Origin of the sequence: Aeromicrobium phragmitis (genome assembly GCF_003674095.1) — a bacterium.
Classification (GTDB): domain Bacteria; phylum Actinomycetota; class Actinomycetes; order Propionibacteriales; family Nocardioidaceae; genus Aeromicrobium; species Aeromicrobium phragmitis.
The window spans coordinates 1-17770 of the sequence record NZ_RDBF01000014.1; the positions used below are offsets into that span (position 1 = coordinate 1).

General features: G+C 68.3%; 18 protein-coding genes. 10 read left to right on the top strand and 8 right to left on the bottom strand.

The annotated features are described in order from the left end of the window. The first annotated feature begins 289 nt into the window (after positions 1-289). Entirely contained in the window at positions 290-1891 is a 1602-nt protein-coding gene (locus D9V41_RS14740; RefSeq protein ID WP_121795348.1) for an ABC-F family ATP-binding cassette domain-containing protein, read from the top strand. Here the strand turns inward: D9V41_RS14740 and D9V41_RS14745 are convergent. Together D9V41_RS14745 and D9V41_RS14750 are read right to left on the bottom strand one after the other, a co-directional pair. After that, positions 1878-2621: an SURF1 family cytochrome oxidase biogenesis protein gene (locus D9V41_RS14745; RefSeq protein ID WP_121795349.1), complete on the bottom strand. Its 744-nt coding sequence runs from the start codon at positions 2619-2621 to the stop codon at positions 1878-1880. The genes D9V41_RS14740 and D9V41_RS14745 overlap by 14 nt on opposite strands. A 2-nt stretch (positions 2622-2623) precedes the next feature. Continuing rightward, positions 2624-2938, bottom strand: a complete 315-nt coding sequence (locus tag D9V41_RS14750) for a DUF3099 domain-containing protein (RefSeq protein WP_121795350.1) — start codon at positions 2936-2938, stop codon at positions 2624-2626. Between the two features lie 24 nt (positions 2939-2962). Between D9V41_RS14750 and D9V41_RS14755 the strand changes: the two genes are divergently transcribed. Then, positions 2963-3178 (top strand): dodecin, encoded by a 216-nt coding sequence (locus tag D9V41_RS14755; protein ID WP_121795351.1) that lies wholly within the window; start codon positions 2963-2965, stop codon positions 3176-3178. Between the two features lie 9 nt (positions 3179-3187). Here D9V41_RS14755 and serB read toward each other — a convergent pair whose 3' ends face one another. Continuing rightward, complete coding sequence (gene serB, locus D9V41_RS14760) at positions 3188-4405, bottom strand: phosphoserine phosphatase SerB (protein ID WP_121795352.1); 1218 nt, start codon at positions 4403-4405, stop codon at positions 3188-3190. Between the two features lie 75 nt (positions 4406-4480). On the opposite strand from serB, the gene D9V41_RS14765 reads away from it, so the two are divergent. The 3 genes from D9V41_RS14765 to D9V41_RS14775 are packed head-to-tail and all read left to right on the top strand — an operon-like array spanning position 4481 to position 6848. After that, positions 4481-5287 (top strand): ABC transporter ATP-binding protein, encoded by an 807-nt coding sequence (locus D9V41_RS14765; RefSeq protein ID WP_121795353.1) that lies wholly within the window; start codon positions 4481-4483, stop codon positions 5285-5287. A gap of 11 nt (positions 5288-5298) precedes the next feature. After that, positions 5299-5751: an NfeD family protein gene (locus D9V41_RS14770; protein ID WP_121795354.1), complete on the top strand. Its 453-nt coding sequence runs from the start codon at positions 5299-5301 to the stop codon at positions 5749-5751. A gap of 11 nt (positions 5752-5762) precedes the next feature. Then, positions 5763-6848 carry an SPFH domain-containing protein gene (locus tag D9V41_RS14775; protein WP_121795355.1) on the top strand — a complete coding sequence of 362 codons (1086 nt, stop codon included), beginning with the start codon at positions 5763-5765 and terminating at the stop codon, positions 6846-6848. A gap of 3 nt (positions 6849-6851) precedes the next feature. Here D9V41_RS14775 and D9V41_RS14780 read toward each other — a convergent pair whose 3' ends face one another. Continuing rightward, positions 6852-7385, bottom strand: a complete 534-nt coding sequence (locus tag D9V41_RS14780) for a YbhB/YbcL family Raf kinase inhibitor-like protein (protein ID WP_121795356.1) — start codon at positions 7383-7385, stop codon at positions 6852-6854. 18 nt (positions 7386-7403) lie between these two features. Between D9V41_RS14780 and D9V41_RS14785 the strand changes: the two genes are divergently transcribed. After that, entirely contained in the window at positions 7404-8207 is an 804-nt protein-coding gene (locus D9V41_RS14785; protein WP_121795357.1) for a TrmH family RNA methyltransferase, read from the top strand. A 2-nt stretch (positions 8208-8209) separates the two neighbouring features. Here the strand turns inward: D9V41_RS14785 and D9V41_RS14790 are convergent, their stop codons facing one another. Then, on the bottom strand, positions 8210-8764 hold the full coding sequence (locus tag D9V41_RS14790) for a GNAT family N-acetyltransferase (RefSeq protein WP_121795358.1): 555 nt from the start codon (positions 8762-8764) through the stop codon (positions 8210-8212). Further along, the gene (def, locus tag D9V41_RS14795) at positions 8761-9348 is read right to left on the bottom strand and encodes a peptide deformylase (protein WP_279432355.1); all 588 of its coding nucleotides are present in this window, start codon (positions 9346-9348) and stop codon (positions 8761-8763) included. The genes D9V41_RS14790 and def overlap by 4 nt, the downstream gene beginning before the upstream one ends. A gap of 153 nt (positions 9349-9501) precedes the next feature. Here def and D9V41_RS14800 point away from each other — a divergent pair, with 153 nt between their 5' ends. Then, positions 9502-10806 (top strand): acyl-CoA dehydrogenase family protein, encoded by a 1305-nt coding sequence (locus tag D9V41_RS14800; protein ID WP_243697290.1) that lies wholly within the window; start codon positions 9502-9504, stop codon positions 10804-10806. Positions 10807-10820: 14 nt separating this feature from the next. Beyond that, positions 10821-12032 carry an acyl-CoA dehydrogenase family protein gene (locus tag D9V41_RS14805; RefSeq protein ID WP_121795360.1) on the top strand — a complete coding sequence of 404 codons (1212 nt, stop codon included), beginning with the start codon at positions 10821-10823 and terminating at the stop codon, positions 12030-12032. Positions 12033-12050: 18 nt separating this feature from the next. Here the strand turns inward: D9V41_RS14805 and D9V41_RS14810 are convergent, their stop codons facing one another. Next, positions 12051-13070 carry a zinc-dependent alcohol dehydrogenase family protein gene (locus D9V41_RS14810; protein WP_121795361.1) on the bottom strand — a complete coding sequence of 340 codons (1020 nt, stop codon included), beginning with the start codon at positions 13068-13070 and terminating at the stop codon, positions 12051-12053. 19 nt (positions 13071-13089) lie between these two features. On the opposite strand from D9V41_RS14810, the gene D9V41_RS14815 reads away from it, so the two are divergent. Continuing rightward, the gene (locus D9V41_RS14815) at positions 13090-13452 is read left to right on the top strand and encodes an FKBP-type peptidyl-prolyl cis-trans isomerase (protein ID WP_121795362.1); all 363 of its coding nucleotides are present in this window, start codon (positions 13090-13092) and stop codon (positions 13450-13452) included. Beyond that, complete coding sequence (locus tag D9V41_RS14820) at positions 13445-14149, top strand: GAP family protein (protein ID WP_121795363.1); 705 nt, start codon at positions 13445-13447, stop codon at positions 14147-14149. Before D9V41_RS14815 ends, D9V41_RS14820 begins: the two co-directional genes overlap by 8 nt. On the opposite strand, the gene hrpA is transcribed toward D9V41_RS14820, so the two are convergent. Beyond that, on the bottom strand, positions 14115-17768 hold the full coding sequence (gene hrpA, locus D9V41_RS14825) for an ATP-dependent RNA helicase HrpA (RefSeq protein ID WP_121795364.1): 3654 nt from the start codon (positions 17766-17768) through the stop codon (positions 14115-14117). The two genes, D9V41_RS14820 and hrpA, sit on opposite strands and share 35 nt — an antisense overlap. Positions 17769-17770: the final 2 nt, after the last annotated feature.

Here is a 17770-nt window from a genome sequence, read left to right on the forward strand (position 1 = left end):
ACAGCAGCGCTCTTGCTCGTTGCGGTTCCTGTGTAGCCGTGAGCAACCAGCGGCGTATCGAAGGGCGCCGCGACTCGACCGCCTGAGCCGGTCGTTGGTGGTCGAGTAGGAGGTCGCTCAGCGACCGACGTATCGAGACCACGTTGGACGGTTCCTCGCCGGTACTTGGGCGCTGGGGGCGCGGCGGTAGACTCGTGCGGTGCCTATTCAGCGAGAGTGAGCGGTCGGCGTCCGAGCGACGCGACCCGACGCCCCCCTTTCTTCATCTCACACTCTCTGGAGCACCCCCGTGATCACCGTCTCCGGCGTGGAGTTGCGCTTCGGCGCCCGCGTCCTGATGTCCGACGTCTCGTTCCGTGTCGCCAAGGGCGACAAGATCGGCCTGGTCGGCCGTAACGGCGCGGGCAAAACCACGCTCACCAAGATGCTGGCCGGCGCCGGCGGCGAGCCCGCGGCAGGCTCGATCACGCGTACCGGGACGGTCGGCTACCTGCCGCAGGACCCTCGCGTCGACGACATGTCGGTCTCGGCGCGCGACCGCATCCTCTCCGTGCGCGGGCTCGACGACGCCATGCGGCGTCTGCGGACGGCCGAGACCGAGATGGCGTCGAGCGACCCGGAGGTCGCCGAGCGCGGGATGAAGCGCTACGCGGCCGCGGACGCCGACTTCCAGGCCGCGGGCGGTTACGCTGCCGAGTCCGAGGCCGACGCGATGGCGATGTCGCTCGCGCTTCCCGAGCGCATCCTGGAGCAGCCCCTCAGCACCCTGTCGGGCGGGCAGCGGCGTCGCGTCGAGCTGGCGCGCATCCTCTTCTCGGATGCGGAGATCCTGCTACTCGACGAGCCCACGAACCACCTCGACCACGACTCGATCGTGTGGCTGCGCCAGTTCCTCGCGGACTTCTCCGGAGGTTTCATTGTCATCAGCCACGACGTCGATCTGATCGAGACGACCGTGAACAAGGTCTTCTATCTCGACGGCAACCGTCAGGTCATCGACGTCTACAACATGGGCTGGAAGGCGTACCTCAAGCAGCGCGAGGCCGATGAGGAGCGCCGCAAGCGCGAGCGCGCCAACACCATGAAGACCGCTGAACGCCTGTTGCAGCAGGCCGAGAAGATGCGCGCGAAGGCGACCAAGGCGGTCGCGGCGCAGAACATGATCAAACGCGCCGAGAAGATGATGGCGGGTCTGGAGGACGAGCGACAGAACGACAAGGTCGCGAAGATCGGCTTCCCGAAGCCCGCGCCGTGCGGCAAGACGCCGCTGATGGCGACCGGGCTGTCGAAGTCGTACGGTTCGCTGGAGATCTTCACCGACGTCGACCTCGCCATCGACCGCGGCAGCCGGGTCGTGGTCCTCGGGCTCAACGGTGCCGGCAAGACCACGCTGCTGAGGATCCTGGGCGGGATGGACCGTCCCGACACCGGTGACATCCAGCCCGGGCACGGGCTCAAACTGGGCTACTACGCCCAGGAACACGAGACGTTGGACACCAGCCGGTCGATCCTGGAGAACATGCAACGCTCGTCGCCGGAGCTCACCGAGACCGAGGCGCGCAGCGTACTCGGTCAGTTCCTGTTCACCGGTGACGATGTCGAGAAGCCGGCCGGGGTGCTCTCCGGCGGTGAGAAGACGCGGTTGGCGTTGGCGAGTCTCATCGTGTCCAAGGCGAACGTGTTGCTCCTCGACGAGCCGACCAACAACCTCGATCCGGCATCACGCGAGGAAGTGCTCGGGGCGATTCGTGGTTACGAGGGCGCGATCGTGCTCGTCACTCACGACGAAGGGGCGGTCGCCGCGCTGGATCCCGATCGGGTGCTGCTGCTGCCCGACGGTGACGAGGACATCTGGTCCGACAGCTACTTCGACCTGATCAGCTTGGCGTGAGCGCCTTCTCGCGGCGCTCTTTCAGCTCTGCGCGGAGGAACCAGACGAACCCGAAGATCGCAAGGCCGGCGAAGAAGTACCACTGCCAGGAGTAGAACAGGTTGACGCCCATGCCGAGATCGGGCGGCTCGGCCGGGATCAGGCCCTCGCTTGCCGGAACCTGCTCACGAAGCGCCACGTAGCCCTCGAGGAGGTCGTAGGGCAGGGTCGCGGCGACGGCCTCGCTGTGGATGGCCCGCACCTGACCGTTCTCGGGAGTCACGGCCTGCCCTTCGGCAGTGCTGTCGGCCCGTAGCCAGCCGGTCACCTCGACCGTGCCGGTCGGCGCCGGCGGGATGTCCTCGGGCTTCTCCGCCGTGTTACGTGCGCTCAGCCAGCCGCGATCGACCAGCACGGCGTCGCCGGATTCCAGAATGAGCGGGGTCACGATGTCGACGCCGGGAGAGCTGCCGCGCTGCTGGAACTTGAGCACGATCTCGTGCTCGGGGTCGTAATGTCCGGTCGCCGTGACCCGGGTCCACTCGGCGCCGGGCTCCCATCCCTCGTCGGGAGGAGCGACGTCTTCGACCGGCACGGGATTTGCGGCCGCGTGGGCCTCGATCCGCGCATTGCGGTCCTGGCGCTGTTCGTGGCGGTCGTGCTGCCACATCCCCAGGAACACGCACGTGACCGACAAGGCCACGACGAAAGCCCCGAATCCCAGCCAGCGTCGGGAGAGGAGAAAACCCACCGTCAGTCCTCGTCGAGCTCGCGCCGCTCGCGGGACTCCAGCTCCGGACGTTCGAGGCCGAACGGCGAGGGGCCGTCACTGGCTTTGCGGGCCGGCTGGTTGGCGAAGACCACGGCGACATAGGGCAGGAAGATCGCTCCGGCGAGCAAGCCCCAGCGCAGCGGCCCTGTGGCGACGACGGCACCGATGAAGCACACGGTGCGAATCGCCATCGAGATGGCGTATCGCTTCTCGCGAGACCAGACGGCCGAGCTGTGCGACTCACGCGCCGAGGTGATCGAATAGACCTCGTCGTCGTCGCCCTTGCGCTTGCTCACACTTCCCACTGTACGGTTCTGGCCATGAGCAATCGCACCTACCGTGTCAGCGAAATCGTCGGTACGTCGCCCGAGGGCGTCACGGAGGCCGTCGAGAGTGGAATCCGCCGGGCATCGCAGACGTTGCGGCACCTCGACTGGTTCGAGGTCACCGGCATCCGCGGCCAGATCGTGGACGACGGCGTCGAGCACTACCAGGTGACGATGAAGATCGGTTTCCGTCTCGAAGACGACGAGTGACGACGTCGCTCAACCCCGATCGGCCGCATCGGCGGCCTCGACTTCCTCGCGGGTGATGCCCATGAGGAAGATCACCGTGTCGAGGTAGGGCACGTTCACGGACGTCCGAGCCTGGTCCCGTACGACGGGTTTGGCGTTGAAGGCGATGCCGAGTCCGGCCGCGGCGAGCATGTCCAGATCGTTGGCGCCGTCGCCGATCGCGACGGTGTTGCGCTCGGCGATCCCCGCCTCGGCCGCGAAGCGCCTCAGCGCGGCCGCCTTGCCGGCTCGGTCGACCACGTCGCCGATGACCTTCCCGGTCAGCACGCCGTCGTTGATCTCCAGCTCGTTGGCGGCGTAGTAGTCGATGCCGAGGTCGTCGGCGATGCGTTCGATGATCTGCGTGAAGCCGCCGCTGACGAGCGCGAACCGGTAGCCGAGCCGCTTGAGGGTTCGCACGAGCGTGCGGGCACCAGGGGTGTAGGAGATCCGGTCGTACACCGCCTCCAGCGCCCCGGCCGGCACGCCTTCGAGCCGGGCCACGCGTTCGTGTAGTGACGAGGCGAAGTCGAGCTCGCCGCGCATCGCCCGTTCGGTGACCTCGGCGACCTCGTCCGCGCAGCCCGCATGCTCGGCGAGCATCTCGATGACCTCGCCCTGAATCAGCGTGGAGTCGACGTCCATCACGACGAGACGTTGCGCGTGCCGTCCGATCCCGTTCTCCTGAACCGCCACGTCGACCCCCTGCTCGTGCCCGATCCGGGCGAGGTCCACCTGCAGCGCATCGGGATCGGCACCGGACACCTCGAAGCGGATGGCCGTGACCGGATAGCGTGCCATGCGCGTGATCCGGTCGATGTTGCCGCCGAGCGCTTTGATGCCTGCCGCGAGCGCCGACATCGCCGACGGCCGCAGCGGGCTGCCGAGCACGATGACCTGAGCACGGCCGATCCGGCGCGGCCGGTTGTCGCCGACGCCGCGCTCGACCGTCACTTCGAAACCGAGCGTCTCGGCGAACCGCCGCAGGTCGTCCTCCAGGGCGCCGCTGTCCGCCGGCTCGGAGAACAACGTGCTCAGCATGAGCCGGCCGCGGACCACGAGCTGCTCGACGTCGATGACTTCGACGTCGTAGGCCGCGGCAGTGGAGAACAATCGCGTCGAAACGCCGGGCTGATCGGGTCCGACCAGCGTCACCAGAACCGTCGGAGCGGTCAGGTGCGGCGTGGCGGGAACATGCTCGCTGGTCATCGCTTTGAGGGTAGCGGCAGCGCTCACCGCCGACACGATAGGTTGGCATCACCGATCCCGCGATCAGGAGGGTGCATGTCCGCCGTCTTCGACTTGACCGACGTCACGGTCATCCGATCCGGCAAGACGCTGCTCGACTCGATCACCTGGTCCGTGCGGACCGGTGAGCACTGGGTGGTGATTGGTCCCAACGGGGCTGGCAAGACGACACTTCTGCAGATTCTCGGCGCATCGCTGCACCCGACCTCGGGGCGCGTGGAGATTCTCGAGGAGACGCTCGGCTCGGTCGACGTCTTCGAACTCCGGACGCGTATCGGCCACACCTCGACGAGCGTCGCCGAGCGGATACCGCCGCGCGAGTCCGTGCGCAACGTGGTGCTCTCGGCGGCCTACGCCGTGATCGGCCGGTGGCACGAGGAGTACGACGACGCCGATTTCACGCGCGTCGAGCAGTTGCTGGGTGAGCTGGGTATCGCGCAGCTGGCGGATCGCACGTTCGGCACCCTGTCGGAGGGGGAGAAGAAGCGCGTGCTCATCGCCCGGGCGCTGATGACCGACCCGGAGGCCGTCTTGCTCGACGAGCCGGGCGCAGGTCTCGACCTCGGCGCCCGGGAGGATCTGCTGGCGAGCCTCGACGTCCTCTCCGGGGACCCGGATGGTGCCGCGCTCGTGCTCGTCACCCACCATGTCGAGGAGATTCCGGCCGGGTTCACGCACGCTCTGGTTCTCGGTGAGGGCAAAGTCGTGTCCCAGGGCCCGCTGAATGAGGTGCTGACCTCACAGACGCTCAGCAGAGCCTTCGGTCAACGGCTGGAGGTCACCCAGGACCGCGGACGATTCACGGCACGACGCGCGCCCGCAGCGCGGCGGGCTTCACGGTGAGAGGCTGAATCATGGACTGGCTCGGCGATGACATCTGGCTCACCTGGATGGCGATCGGCGTCGTGCTCTCCGTGGTCGAGTTGGCGAGCACCGAGCTCGTCTTCCTGATGTTCGGCATCGGTGCCTTCGCCGCGGCTCTCGCCGCCGGCGTGGGGGCGCCGCTGGTCGTGTGTCTGGCGGTGTTCGGTGCGGTGTCGGCAGGGATGCTGTCGCTCGCCCGGCCTCCGATCGTGCGTCGGCTGCATTCCGGTCCGTCGTTGCCCTCGGGGCAGCACGGTCTCGTCGGGCAGATCGGCGTCGTCGACGAACCGGTCTCCCGCGACGCCGGGCAGATCACCGTCCGGGGGCAGCGCTGGCTGGCCCGTCCGCTGGATCCCGACGCCCGGTTCGGGGCCGGTGATGAAGTCCTGGTGGTGGCGATCGAGGGTGCGATCGCCCGCGTCACCGCCTCCCACGTCTCCTGAAAGGAACCACCATGACATCCGCCTTCGTGGTCTTCGTGGCCCTGATCGTGGTCCTGCTGGTGATCGCGGCGTTCATGGCGCTCAAGATCATCCCGCAGAACCACGCGGGCATCGTCGAACGTCTCGGCAAGTACCGCACCACGCTCAGCTCCGGTCCTCACCTCATCGTGCCGTTCCTCGATCGAGTCCGGTACCGCGTCGATCAGCGTGAACAGGTCGTCTCCTTCCCACCGCAGGGCGTCATCACCGAGGACAACCTGACCGTCGAGATCGACACGGTCATCTACTTCACGGTCAACGACCCGGTGTCCGCGACGTACGAGATCGTCAGTTACATCGACGCCATCCATCAGCTGACGATGACGACGGTCCGCAACATCATCGGCGGCATGACGCTCGAGCAGACGCTCACCAGCCGCGATCAGATCAACCGCACGCTCGGTGCCGAGCTGGACGCCGCCACCACGCGATGGGGCATCAAGGTCAACCAGGTCGAACTGAAGAGCATCGATCCGCCGCCGACCATCATCGACGCGATGGAGAAGCAGATGCGCGCCGATCGTGACAAGCGCGCCGCGATCCTCACGGCCGAGGGTGAGCGCCAGGCGGCGATCCTCACGGCGGAAGGACAGAAGCAGTCCGCCATCTTGAAGGCCGAAGGCGAGAAGCAATCGTCGATCCTCTCGGCCGAGGGTGAGCGCCAGGCGGCCATCTTGCGGGCCCAAGGCGAGGGGCGGGCGATCGAGACCGTGTTCCAGGCGATCCACAACGGCAATCCCGATCAGAAGCTGCTGTCGTACCAGTACCTGCAGACCCTCCCGAAGATCGCCACCGGCGAGAACGCGTCGACGTGGATCATTCCCGCCGAGCTCACCAAGGCTCTCGGGACACTCGGCGGCGCGATCGGCGACATCCCGGTCGACGGCGGCGGTAGTCGACGTCCGGTCGACCTCGACGAGCAGATCGTCGAGGAGGACACGGGCGCGGAGGACACCTCGAGTGTCGTCGAGGAGGCCATCAAGGCTGCGAGGCAGGCCGAGTCGCCGGTGGCGCGCCCCGACGAGGGCGAGGACCAGGCCCCGCCCCCGTCGGCCTGAGCCTCAGCCTCCGTGCTGGTACGTGCCGTGAATGATGGCGCGGCCCAGCGTCGCGAACGCGAGTTGGAAGCCGACCACGGCAGGGGACGCAGAGGCGTCGACGCCCAAGTGCTCCCGGTCGACCGCGTGCACCACGAAGAAGTAGCGGTGCACCTGATCGCCCGGGGGCGGGGCGGCGCCCATGAAGTTCAGCCCACCACCGTCGTTGCGCACATGGAAGGCGTCGCCGGGCAAGGAGTCGTCCGAGGCGCCGGCCCCGGCCGCCAGTTCGGTGACGTCGGCGGGGATGTCGACGGCCACCCAGTGCCAGAAGCCGGACACGGTCGGCGCATCGGGGTCGAAACAGGTGACGACGAAGGACTTGGTCCCCTCGGGCGCGTTGCTCCAGGACAGGTGCGGCGAGGTGTCGCCGAGCGCGTTGATCTGATCGTCCTTGAGCGGTTGGCCGTCGGCGACGTCGTCGCTGCGGAGGTCGAAGCTCGGCACGGCCGGAAGGAGCGGGTACGGGTCCGGGGTCACGGGTCGTTCCAGATTCATGGTCCGTAGCCTAGGGCGGTGGCCGAGATGATTCGCGTCGACGATCCGCGCGATCCGCGTTTGCGTGATTACGTCGATCTGCGCGACGTAAGTCTGCGCAAACTGCTCGAGTCCGAGCGCGGCCTGTATATCGCCGAAGGCGAGAAGGTCGTCCGCCGGGCAGTGACAGCGGGGCATCGTCCGCGGTCGTTCTTGCTCGCGCCGCGGTGGGCGGAGACGCTGCAGGACGTGCTCGTCGACAGCGACGCGCCCTGCTTCGTCCTCGACGAGAAGGCGATCGAACAGGTCACGGGTTTCCACGTGCATCGCGGCGCGCTCGCCGCGATGGAGCGTCCGGAGCCGCGGTCGCCGGGCTCCGTGCTCGAGCAGGCGCGGCGGGTCGTCGTCGCCGAGGACCTCGTGGACCACACCAACATCGGGGCGCTGATGCGCAACGTCGCGGCCCTCGGTTTCGACGCCGTGCTGTTGTCCCCGCGCTGCGCGGATCCGCTGTATCGCCGCTCGGTGAAGGTGGCGATGGGTGCGGTGTTCTCCTTGCCGTACGCGCGCATCGAGGACTGGTATGCGGCGCCGGAACTGTTGCGCTCCCACGGGTTCACGAGTTACGCCATGACGCTGACCGACGACGCGGTACCGCTCGACGACGTGCATCCGGAGCCCGGCGAGAAGATCGCCCTCATCGTCGGGTCGGAGGGGCCCGGCCTGACCGAGCATTGGCAGCGCGCGGCCGACCACCGCGTAACCATCCCGATGGCGGCTGGAATCGACTCGCTCAACGTCGCAGCGTCGACCGCAGTCGCGTGCTGGCACCTGCGGCCCTGACGTCAGGGGGTCAAGGCGCCCAGTGCTTCGGGGGAGAGTGGGCGGTCGGCGAACACGAGGCGCACTGCATCCGGATCAGGGTTGCCGGCATCGGGACCACGCCACTGCAGCGTGAGACCGACGCGTTCGGCAGTACGCCGGCTCGCGTGATTGTGCTCGAGCAGATAGGCCACGACCGGACGCTCCGCTGCCGCCGCGTTGGCGGCCGCCACGGCCTCGTGACCGAGGCGCCGTGCGAGGCCGTGACCCTGCGCCTTCGGTGACAGTCGGTAGTACAGATTCCAGAACAGGCCGTCGTGGGCCGGCCGGCACCCGGCCACGCCCAGGAGCTCGCCGGCCGGTACGAGCGCGTCGTCGGCCGCCCGGACGATCCAGAAGCCGAGACCGGCGCCGTCCCAGTCGGCGATGTCGCGCGCAAGACTCTCACGGCTCTGCTCGACCGACGTGTGGCGTCCGGAGGGGAAGTGGGCCCACACCGCGGGGTCGCCGTGCAAGCGGGCGTAGTCGGGCAGGTCGTCGAGCGTCGGGCGGCTGAGCGTGTAGGCGACCTCGGTCATCGCGCAGGGGTCACCGGCCAGTCGTCGGGGTAGTCCTCGGCCAGCGCCTGATGCTGCTTGTACAGCTTCTTGCGCGACCGGTCGGGGACGCGGTCGCCGAAGACCGTGCCGAAGAGGTGGTCCGTCTCGTGCTGCAGGCAGCGGGCGAGCAGACCGGTACCGACGAATTCGACGGGCTCGCCATGGTGATCGACCCCCCGCACCACGGCATGGTCCGGCCGCGCGCACTCGGTGAAGGCGCCGGGGAGCGACAGACACCCCTCGTCAGCCGCGTCGAGCTTGCGGTCCTTGCCCTCGGGGAGGGTGAGCACCGGGTTGCAGACGACGCCGGTCACCCGCTGGTGGTCGTCGTCGGGACAGTCGAAGACGAAGACCTTGAGGTTGACGCCGACCTGATTGGCGGCGAGGCCGACACCTTCTGCGGCGTGCATCGTGGCCACCATGTCCGCCACGAGCGTGCCCAGATCGTCGTCGAACTCGGTGACATCGTCGAGCTCGTGATGCATGACGGGCGTGCCCCACCGGGTGATGGGGCGGACCTTCCCGCCCTCGGGCAGAGGTCGCGACTGCGCTGCTAGGGACACGGTGTACTCCTGTCGACGAGCCGAACAGGTCCACACTACCGAGCGGTCTCGGGGCATCTGCTTGGCAGGGGAGTGTGATTCAGATACTCTCGGTATGTGAAACTGCAACCTGCGGTTACGCATCCCCGTCTCTCTCTCGACAGGAGCACCCCAGTGGCTCGCACCGATCCCATGGGCGTCGGCCTCAAGGTCCTCAACCGGCTCGCCCAGTCGAACGTGATCGACCGACTCGGCCTGCGTGATGCCGCCGAGAAGGCCGTCTATCACGGCGCCAAGAACGGCTTCCGTGCAGCCGGCGCCGCGCAGCGCCGCTTCGCCAAGGTCGGCGGGTCCGGTCAGGGAGCTCGGCCCACCACCAAGCCGACGGGAGTATTCGACCTCAATCCCACCGATGACCAGCAGATGATGGTGGAGGTCATCGAGGAGTTCGCGCGGGAGGTGCTTCGTCCCGGCGCGGAATCCGCCGAGGTCGAGAACGACACGCCCAAGGAGGTGCTGTCGCAGACGGCGGACTTCGGATTGTCGTTCATCAACATTCCTGAGGAGCTCGGTGGCCTGTCGGCGGACCGCTCTGCCGTCACGGGTGTTCTGGTCGCAGAGGCGCTGGCCGGCGGCGACATGGGACAGGCGGTCGCATGTCTCGCGCCCTCGGCCGTCGCGACCGCCATCTCGCTGTGGGGCACCGAAGGCCAGCAGCAGACGTATCTGCCCTCCTTCGGAGGCGACGACGTGCCGACCGCCGCGTTGGCGGTGGCCGAGCCGCGCATGCTGTTCGATCCGCTGGCCCTCCAGACGACGGCCAAGCGCGCGGATGGCGGGTATGTTCTCAACGGTCTGAAGTCCGCCGTCGTGCGCGGCGGGGAGGCCGAACTCTTCGTGGTCTCTGCCGACGTCGAGGGGCGCGGCCCAGCGATGGTCATCGTCGAGCCGGCGGCCGAGGGGGTCTCGATCGCCGCCGACCCCGGCATGGGGCTGCGTGCCGCGGGCTTGTCGCGCTTGAAGCTGGAGAACGTCAAGGTCGGCGAGGAGGCGATCCTCGGCTCGCCGGACGACTACCGGCAGATGATCCGACTCTCACGGCTCGCGTGGGCCGGTCTCGCCCTCGGGACGGCGAGAAGCACGCTGGAGTACGTCAAGGAGTACGTCACCACGCGTGAGGCGTTCGGCGAGCCGATCGCCCACCGCCAGGCGGTCGCGTTCACCGTGGCGGACATGGCGATCGAGCTCGAGGGCATGCGCCTCACCACGCTGCGGGCGGCCTCACGGGTCGACCAGGGTCTCAACGCAAGCCGGGAGATCGCGCTCGCGCGCAAGCTCACGGCCGACTACGGCATGAAGATCGGCACCGACGGAGTCCAGATGCTCGGTGGCCACGGCTTCGTCAAGGAGCACCCGGTCGAGCGGTGGTACCGCGACCTGCGGGCCATCGGCGTAATGGAAGGAGCGGTCCTCGTCTGAGGGCGGACACCGACATGATCAATCTCGAAACCCCCAAGAAGTACCGCGGCTTCGTCAAGCAGGTGCACGAGGTCGCCGAGAACTTCCTGCGCTCCAACTCGCGCAAGTACGATCTCGCCGAGCATGCTTACCCCAAGGAACTCGACCTCCTGGCCTCGCTCGTCGACGGGATGAACGAGTCCGGGCAGAGCCAGGGCGCCGGTGCCGCGGGCGTCCGCGTCAAGGACGACGCGAAGGACACGGGCGTCAAGAACGGCACCAACATGTCGTCGGTGCTCTCGGTCATCGAGATGTGCTGGGGTGACGTCGGTCTGTTGCTGTCGATGCCACGGCAGGGCCTCGGCAACTCCGCGATCGCGTCGGTCGCCAACGACGAGCAGTTGGAGCGGTTCAAGGACACCTGGGCGGCGATGGCGATCACCGAGCCGAGCTTCGGCTCGGACTCCGCGGCGATCAACACGACCGCGGTGAAAGACGGCGACGCCTACATTCTCAACGGCGAGAAGATCTTCGTCACCTCCGGCGAGCGGGCCGACTCGGTCGTGGTCTGGGCCACCCTCGACAAGTCCATGGGCCGCGCGGCGATCAAGTCGTTCGTGGTGCCCAAGTCGCTGCCCGGCATCCGCGTGGAGCGTCTGGAGCACAAGCTCGGTATCCGGGCGTCTGACACCGCGGTCATCGTGCTCGACAACTGCCGGGTGCCAGCCGAGAACCTGCTGGGCGACCCGGAGATCGACACGTCCAAGGGATTCGCCGGCGCCATGGCGACCTTCGACAACACCCGGCCGCTCGTGGCGGGCATGGCCGTGGGCTGCGCCCGGGCGGCGCTGGAGCTCACCCGCGATCTGCTGGCGGAAGCCGGAGTCGAGGTCGACTACGACCGCCCGGCGCAATCGCAGTCGGCGGCCGCCGCGACGTTCCTGCAGATGGAGGCCGATTGGGAAGCGGCGCATCTGCTGACCCTGAGCGCTGCCTGGATGGCCGACAACCGCCAGCCAAACTCCCTCGAGGCGTCCATGGCCAAGGCGAAGGCCGGACGGGTCGGCAACCAGATCACCCTGCGGTGCGTCGAGCTGGCCAGCACGCTCGGCTACAGCGAGACCGAGCTGTTGGAGAAGTGGTCGCGCGACTCCAAGATCCTCGACATCTTCGAAGGCACGCAGCAGATCCAGCAGTTGATCGTGGCGCGCCGGATCCTCGGGCTGACCAGTTCGCAGCTGAAGTGACGGTGTCGGACGCGGCGCTCACGGCGTGAGCAGGACCTTGGTGGCCCGGCGCTCGTCCATCGCCCGGTATCCCTCGGCGACCTGGTCGAGCGGCAGGGTGAGGTCGAAGACCTTTCCCGGTTGGATCGAGCCGTCGAGCACCGCCGGCAGCAACGCGTCGAGGTAGTTGCGGACGGGAGCTACGCCGCCGGCGAGGCCGATGTTCCTGGCGAAGATCGGCCGCGGATCGATCGACACGCCGTGGGGGACGCCCACGTACCCCACCGTTCCGCCCGGCCGAGTCGCCATGAAGGCCTGCTTCATGCTGGCGTCCGTGCCCACACACTCCAGGACGCAGTCCGCGCCGATGCCGTCGAGGATCTCGCGCACCTCGGCTGCGCCCTCCTTGCCCCGGGTTTCCACGATCGCGTCCGCTCCGAACTCGCGAGCGAGTGCCTGGCGGTCGGCGTGCCGCGACATGGCGACGACGGCCGCGGCGCCGAGACGCTTCGCGGCGAGCACGGCGCTGAGTCCGACCGCACCGTCACCGACGACGGCGACGGTGCTTCCCTCCCTGACGCCGGCGGAGACCGCGGCGTGGTGTCCGGTGGGGAACACGTCCGAGAGGGTCAGGAGGTGCGGCACGAGGGATTCGGGGACCTCGCCCGGCACGGTGACGAGCGTGCCGTCGGCCTGCGGCACGCGCACGAGCTCGGACTGACATCCTTCGTAGCCGCCACCGTTCACGCAGGAGGTGTGAACGCCGCGGCGGCAGAACGCACAGGTGTTGTCGGAGTACATGAACGGGCCGATGACGAAGTCGCCTGGAGCGACATTCCTGACACCCGCTCCGACCTCCTCGACGATGCCGACGAATTCGTGACCGATCTGCTGCGCCGTCGGCTGCTCGCCGTTGAGCCCGCGATACGGCCACAGGTCGCTGCCGCAGATGCAGGACGCGACGACCCGGACCACGGCGTCGGTGTCCTCGTGGAGACGAGGATCGGCGACCGTCTGCAGCTCGATGCGGCCGGGGGACATCAGGATGGTTGCGCGCATACGTGCAAGGATGGCAGGCATGACCTCCAAGCCAGAAGTCGATTTCATCGAAGGCCCGCCGCCGACCGAGCTTCAGGTCACCGACCTCGTCGAGGGCGACGGTCCCGAGGCGGTGCCCGGCGGCGTCGTCGACGTTCACTATGTGGGTGTCGACTTCGAGACCGGCGAACAGTTCGACGCGTCGTGGGACCGTGGACAGTCGGCGCGCTTCCCGCTCCCGCAACTCATCGCCGCATGGCAGCAGGGCATCCCCGGCATGAAGGTCGGCGGGCGGCGGCAGATCGTCGCGCCCCCGGAGCTCGCCTACGGGCCGGCAGGAGGCGGGCACCGGCTCGCCGGCCGGACGCTGGTCTTCGTGATCGACCTGTTGGGCGTTGGCTGAGCTCGATCTCACCCTCGCGGGGGTGCTCGCCGTCCTCGCGCTCATCGACAGCACGAGCTTCGGCACGCTGCTGATCCCGATCTGGTTCATGCTGGCGCCCGGTCGCCTGCGGGCGGGTCGGATTCTGCTGTTCCTCCTCGCCGTCGCGTCCTGCTACCTCGTCGTCGGCGTCGCGCTGTACTCCGGTCTCGGTGCCGTTGCCGAACCCTTGGGACGGTTGGTGACCACGACGCCGGTCCTGTGGGCGCAGCTGGTGATCGGCGTCGTCCTCGTCATCTGGAGCTTCCCGCTCGAGAAGCGCCCATCACGGCAGCCCGGCCGGCTGCTGCGGTGGCGCGACGCTGTGGTCGGTGACGGCGGATCGGTCCGCAGTCTTCTGGGCGTGGCCGTCCTCGCCGTCGGGCTCGAGGTGGCCACGATGGTGCCGTACCTCGCGGCGATCGGGATCATCGCCTCGCTCGAGGTCAGCTGGCTCGTCGGCAGCGGGGTACTGCTGGGCTACTGCCTTGTGATGGTCGCGCCCGCCGGGATCCTTCTGGCGGCCCGGCTCGCCGCGGCCGGCCCGGTCGAACCGCTGCTACGACGGATCGAGTCGTGGATGCAGAAGAACGCGCAGAGCACTCTCGCGTGGACCGTCGGCATCGTCGGCTTCCTGCTCGCGATCAACGCGGCGGACTCGCTGGGCTTGCTGGGGTAGGCCGCCGGAGCGAGGAGAGGTGCTCCTCGAGGCTGTCGAGTCGCTTGGTCACCCGTTTGACCGAGACCGGCATCGCGGCGCGCAGATCCTGGGCCAACAGACTCACCCGCAGTTCCTCCAGCGACCAGCGGGCGTCCTGGACCGGCTGACTCAGGCGTGCAAAGGCTCCGAGGTCGGCGGTGAGGTCGTGAAAGCGCGCCTCCAGTTCCTGCGTCGCGACCAGATCGGCGGTGAGTGGGGCAGTGAGACGGCGACGCGCGGCTTCCAGATACACCCGAAGGCGCGGAAGCCGGTCGGTGCCCATGTCCCGGGCGAACCCGGGGTAGACGAGCCACGACAGCTGTACGCGGACGTCTTGTCCCGGCTCGTCATCGCGCGGAGCGATCTCGCCGAGGACCCTTAAGCCGTCGAGGATCGCGCGCACTGCTCGCTCGCAGTGCTCGTACGCGTCGGCGCGGACCCGGTCGCGCAACTGTACGAAGCCCTGCTCGTCCCAGGCCGGGCCCCCGTGGTGGGTCACGAGACCGTCGAGCGCGGCGAGCCATGCGTCCTCCACCACGGCAGTCGCGTCCTGGTACGGCGCCGTGGAGAGCATGAGCTTGTCGTGCATCGACAGCGACCGCGACAGATGCCCGACCGGTGAGGACGTGGTGAGCGCGAGGAGTCGGCCCTGTCCGCGCACCATCGCGGCACGCTGCTCGTCGGGGGAGTCGAGGACGCGCAGCGCCACTGAGGTGCCCTCGTCGACCAACGCCGGATAGCCCACGAGGTGTCCGGCGGGGACCGAGCGGTCGATCGTCCCAACGTCCCAGCTCGTCATACCGCTGCGCTCCTCGTGCGCCGTCGCGCGGCGGAGCTGGCGTCGAAGTCGCGGCTCCAGGTCGCGACGGATCGCCTCGAGATCCTTGCCGGTGGCCAGGACCTTCGATCCGTCCACCACCCGGTACGTCACGCGCAGATGATCGGGCAACTGGTGAGGCGAGAAGTCTCCGGGACTGACCGGTGTCCCCGAGAGCAGCTGCAGCTGATGTGCGAGCTGCTCGGTCAGCTCGCCCTCGTTCGGGTCGAGCGCCGGTGCGACGTGTGCGGCGTACTGACCGGCCGGCGCGAAGGACCGACGGATCGACTTGGGAAGCGTCCGGATCAGTTCGGTCACCAGCTCCAGGCGGCGACCGGGCACGTGCCAGGCGAACTCGCGTTCATCGGCCGCCAGCAGGTCGTCGAGCGGGAGCGTGACCACCAGCCCGTCCACGATCGACGTCGGGTCGAAGACGTACTCCACGTCGTACTCGGCGCTCTGGGAGGTCCAGGAGGTGGGGAACTGCTCCTCCACGTCGTCGCCGAGTCCCTCTCGCGTGACGAGGGAGGGGACGAACGTGAGGAGTTCGGGGTCGTCGCGCCGTGCCTTCTTCCACCACGTGTCGAAGTGACGGGCCGAGACCACGTCGGCGGGGATCCGCTCGTCATAGAAGTCGTAGAGCGTCTGATCGTCGACCCGCAGATCACGGCGACGCATCCGGTCTTCGAGTTCGGCGACCTCGTCGAGGAGCTCGCGGTTGCGTCGGAAGAAGGCGTGCCGCGTGTGCCAGTCGCCCTCGACGAGCGCGTGTCGGATGAACAGCTCTCTCGCCAGCGCAGGGTCGACGCGTGACAGCTGAACGGGGCGATCCACCACCACCGGAATGCCGTAGAGCGTCGCGCGCTCCTTGGCCATGGCCGCTCCGCGGCGCGACGACCAGTAGGGCTCGGCATACTGGCGCTTGAGCAGGTGGGCGCCGGCCTTCTCGATCCACTCGGGCTGCACACGTGCGGCGGTGCGTGCCCACAGCCGGGTCGTCTCCACCAACTCGCCAGCCACGACCCACCGTGGCGGCTTCTTCGCCAGGCCAGAACCGGGGAAGACCATGAATCTCGCCCCGCGCGCGCCGAGGTACTCGCGGCCATCCGGCTCACGCAGGCCGACGTGCCCGAGCAGCCCGGTCAACAGCGCCTGGTGGATCGCGTCGGCATCGCCGCTGAGCTCACGGCTGGCTCGGAGGCCGAGATCGCGCGCGGTGCGACGCAGCTGCGCGTGGACGTCCTGCCACTCGCGGACGCGCAGGTAGTGGATGAACTCCTCGTGGCACAGCTTGCGGAAGCGGCTGTGCGACAGCTCGTCGCGCTTCTCCGCCAGATAGGTCCAGAGGCTGAGATAGGACAGGAAGTCCGAGTCCGGCTGGCTGAAACGGCGGTGTTTCTCGTCAGCCGCTTGCTGTCGGTCCAGAGGACGTTCGCGGGGATCCTGGATCGACATGGCGGCCACGATGACGAGAACGTCAGCCAGACAGCCGAGCCGGTCCGCGGCGATGAGCATTCGCCCGAGGCGCGGGTCGACCGGCAGATTCGACATCGTGCGACCGAGCCGTGTGAGGCGGTCGCCGTCGAGGGCGCCGAGCTCGCGAAGCAGATTCATGCCGTCGGCCACCGCGCGGCGGTCCGGTGGATCGAGAAAGGGAAACTCCTCGATATCGCCCAGCCCGAGCGCGGACATCTGCAGCAACACCGAGGCCAGATTGGTACGCAGGATCTCCGGATCGGTGAACTCGGGCCGGCCCGCGAAGTCCTCCTCGGAGTAGAGGCGGATGCAGATGCCCTCCGCCACGCGGCCGCAACGGCCGGCGCGCTGGGCGGCACTGGCCTGCGAGACCGGTTCGATGGGCAGGCGCTGCACCTTGAGCCTGTTGCTGTAGCGGCTGATGCGCGCGACTCCGGAGTCGACGACGTAGCGGATGCCGGGCACGGTCAGCGAGGTCTCGGCGACGTTCGTGGCGAGGACGATCCGCCGGCCCGGATGGGAGCTGAAGATCTTCTGCTGGTCCTGGGCGGCCAGCCTTCCGAACAGCGGGAGGATCTCCGTCCGGGGGTACTTCTTACCCTCGAGATAATCCGCGGTATCGCGGATTTCGCGTTCGCCGGACAGGAAGACGAGCACGTCGCCATCGCGGGGGAGTTCACGAATCGCCTGGTCGATCGCCTCGGTGAGGTCCGAGGCGTCGCTCTCGGCGAGCGGCCGGTAGCGGATCTCGACCGGGTAGGTGCGGCCGGAGACCTCGATGATCGGTGCCCCGTCGAACATCTCGGCGAAACGCTCGACGTCGATGGTGGCCGAGGTGATGACGAGCGAGAGATCCGGACGCTTCGGAAGCAGCCGCTTGAGGTAACCGAGCAGGAAGTCGATCGCGAGAGACCGCTCGTGCGCCTCGTCGATGATGATGGTGTCGTAACGGCGCAGTTGCGGATCGCGCTGAAGCTCTGCCAGCAGGAGGCCGTCGGTCATCAACCGGATCGCGGTGGCGTCGCTCGTCTGGTCGTCGAACCGCACTGCGTATCCGACCTCGGCGCCGAGGTCGACGCCGCACTCGTCGGCGATGCGGCGCGCCACGGATCGCGCTGCGATGCGGCGGGGCTGCGTGTGCGCGATAGCTCGACGTCCGAGCTCGTACGCGATCTTGGGCAGCTGCGTGGTCTTGCCCGAGCCGGTCTCGCCGGCGACGACCACGACCTGGTGGTCGTGCAGGGCGGCGGCGATCTCGTCGTGCCGGGCGGCGATCGGCAGGGCGGTGTCGTAAGTGATCTTCATGG

Excerpts from the sequence above, each read along its gene's own strand:
- D9V41_RS14780 (WP_121795356.1), bottom strand. The coding sequence starts at position 7,385 with ATGAATCTGGAACGACCCGTGACCCCGGACCCGTACCCGCTCCTTCCG.
- D9V41_RS14775 (WP_121795355.1), top strand. The coding sequence starts at position 5,763 with ATGACATCCGCCTTCGTGGTCTTCGTGGCCCTGATCGTGGTCCTGCTG.
- D9V41_RS14815 (WP_121795362.1), top strand. The coding sequence starts at position 13,090 with ATGACCTCCAAGCCAGAAGTCGATTTCATCGAAGGCCCGCCGCCGACC.
- serB (WP_121795352.1), bottom strand. The coding sequence starts at position 4,405 with ATGACCAGCGAGCATGTTCCCGCCACGCCGCACCTGACCGCTCCGACG.
- D9V41_RS14755 (WP_121795351.1), top strand. The coding sequence starts at position 2,963 with ATGAGCAATCGCACCTACCGTGTCAGCGAAATCGTCGGTACGTCGCCC.
- D9V41_RS14805 (WP_121795360.1), top strand. The coding sequence starts at position 10,821 with ATGATCAATCTCGAAACCCCCAAGAAGTACCGCGGCTTCGTCAAGCAG.
- D9V41_RS14770 (WP_121795354.1), top strand. The coding sequence starts at position 5,299 with ATGGACTGGCTCGGCGATGACATCTGGCTCACCTGGATGGCGATCGGC.
- D9V41_RS14790 (WP_121795358.1), bottom strand. The coding sequence starts at position 8,764 with ATGACCGAGGTCGCCTACACGCTCAGCCGCCCGACGCTCGACGACCTG.
- D9V41_RS14810 (WP_121795361.1), bottom strand. The coding sequence starts at position 13,070 with ATGCGCGCAACCATCCTGATGTCCCCCGGCCGCATCGAGCTGCAGACG.
- D9V41_RS14765 (WP_121795353.1), top strand. The coding sequence starts at position 4,481 with ATGTCCGCCGTCTTCGACTTGACCGACGTCACGGTCATCCGATCCGGC.
- hrpA (WP_121795364.1), bottom strand. The coding sequence starts at position 17,768 with ATGAAGATCACTTACGACACCGCCCTGCCGATCGCCGCCCGGCACGAC.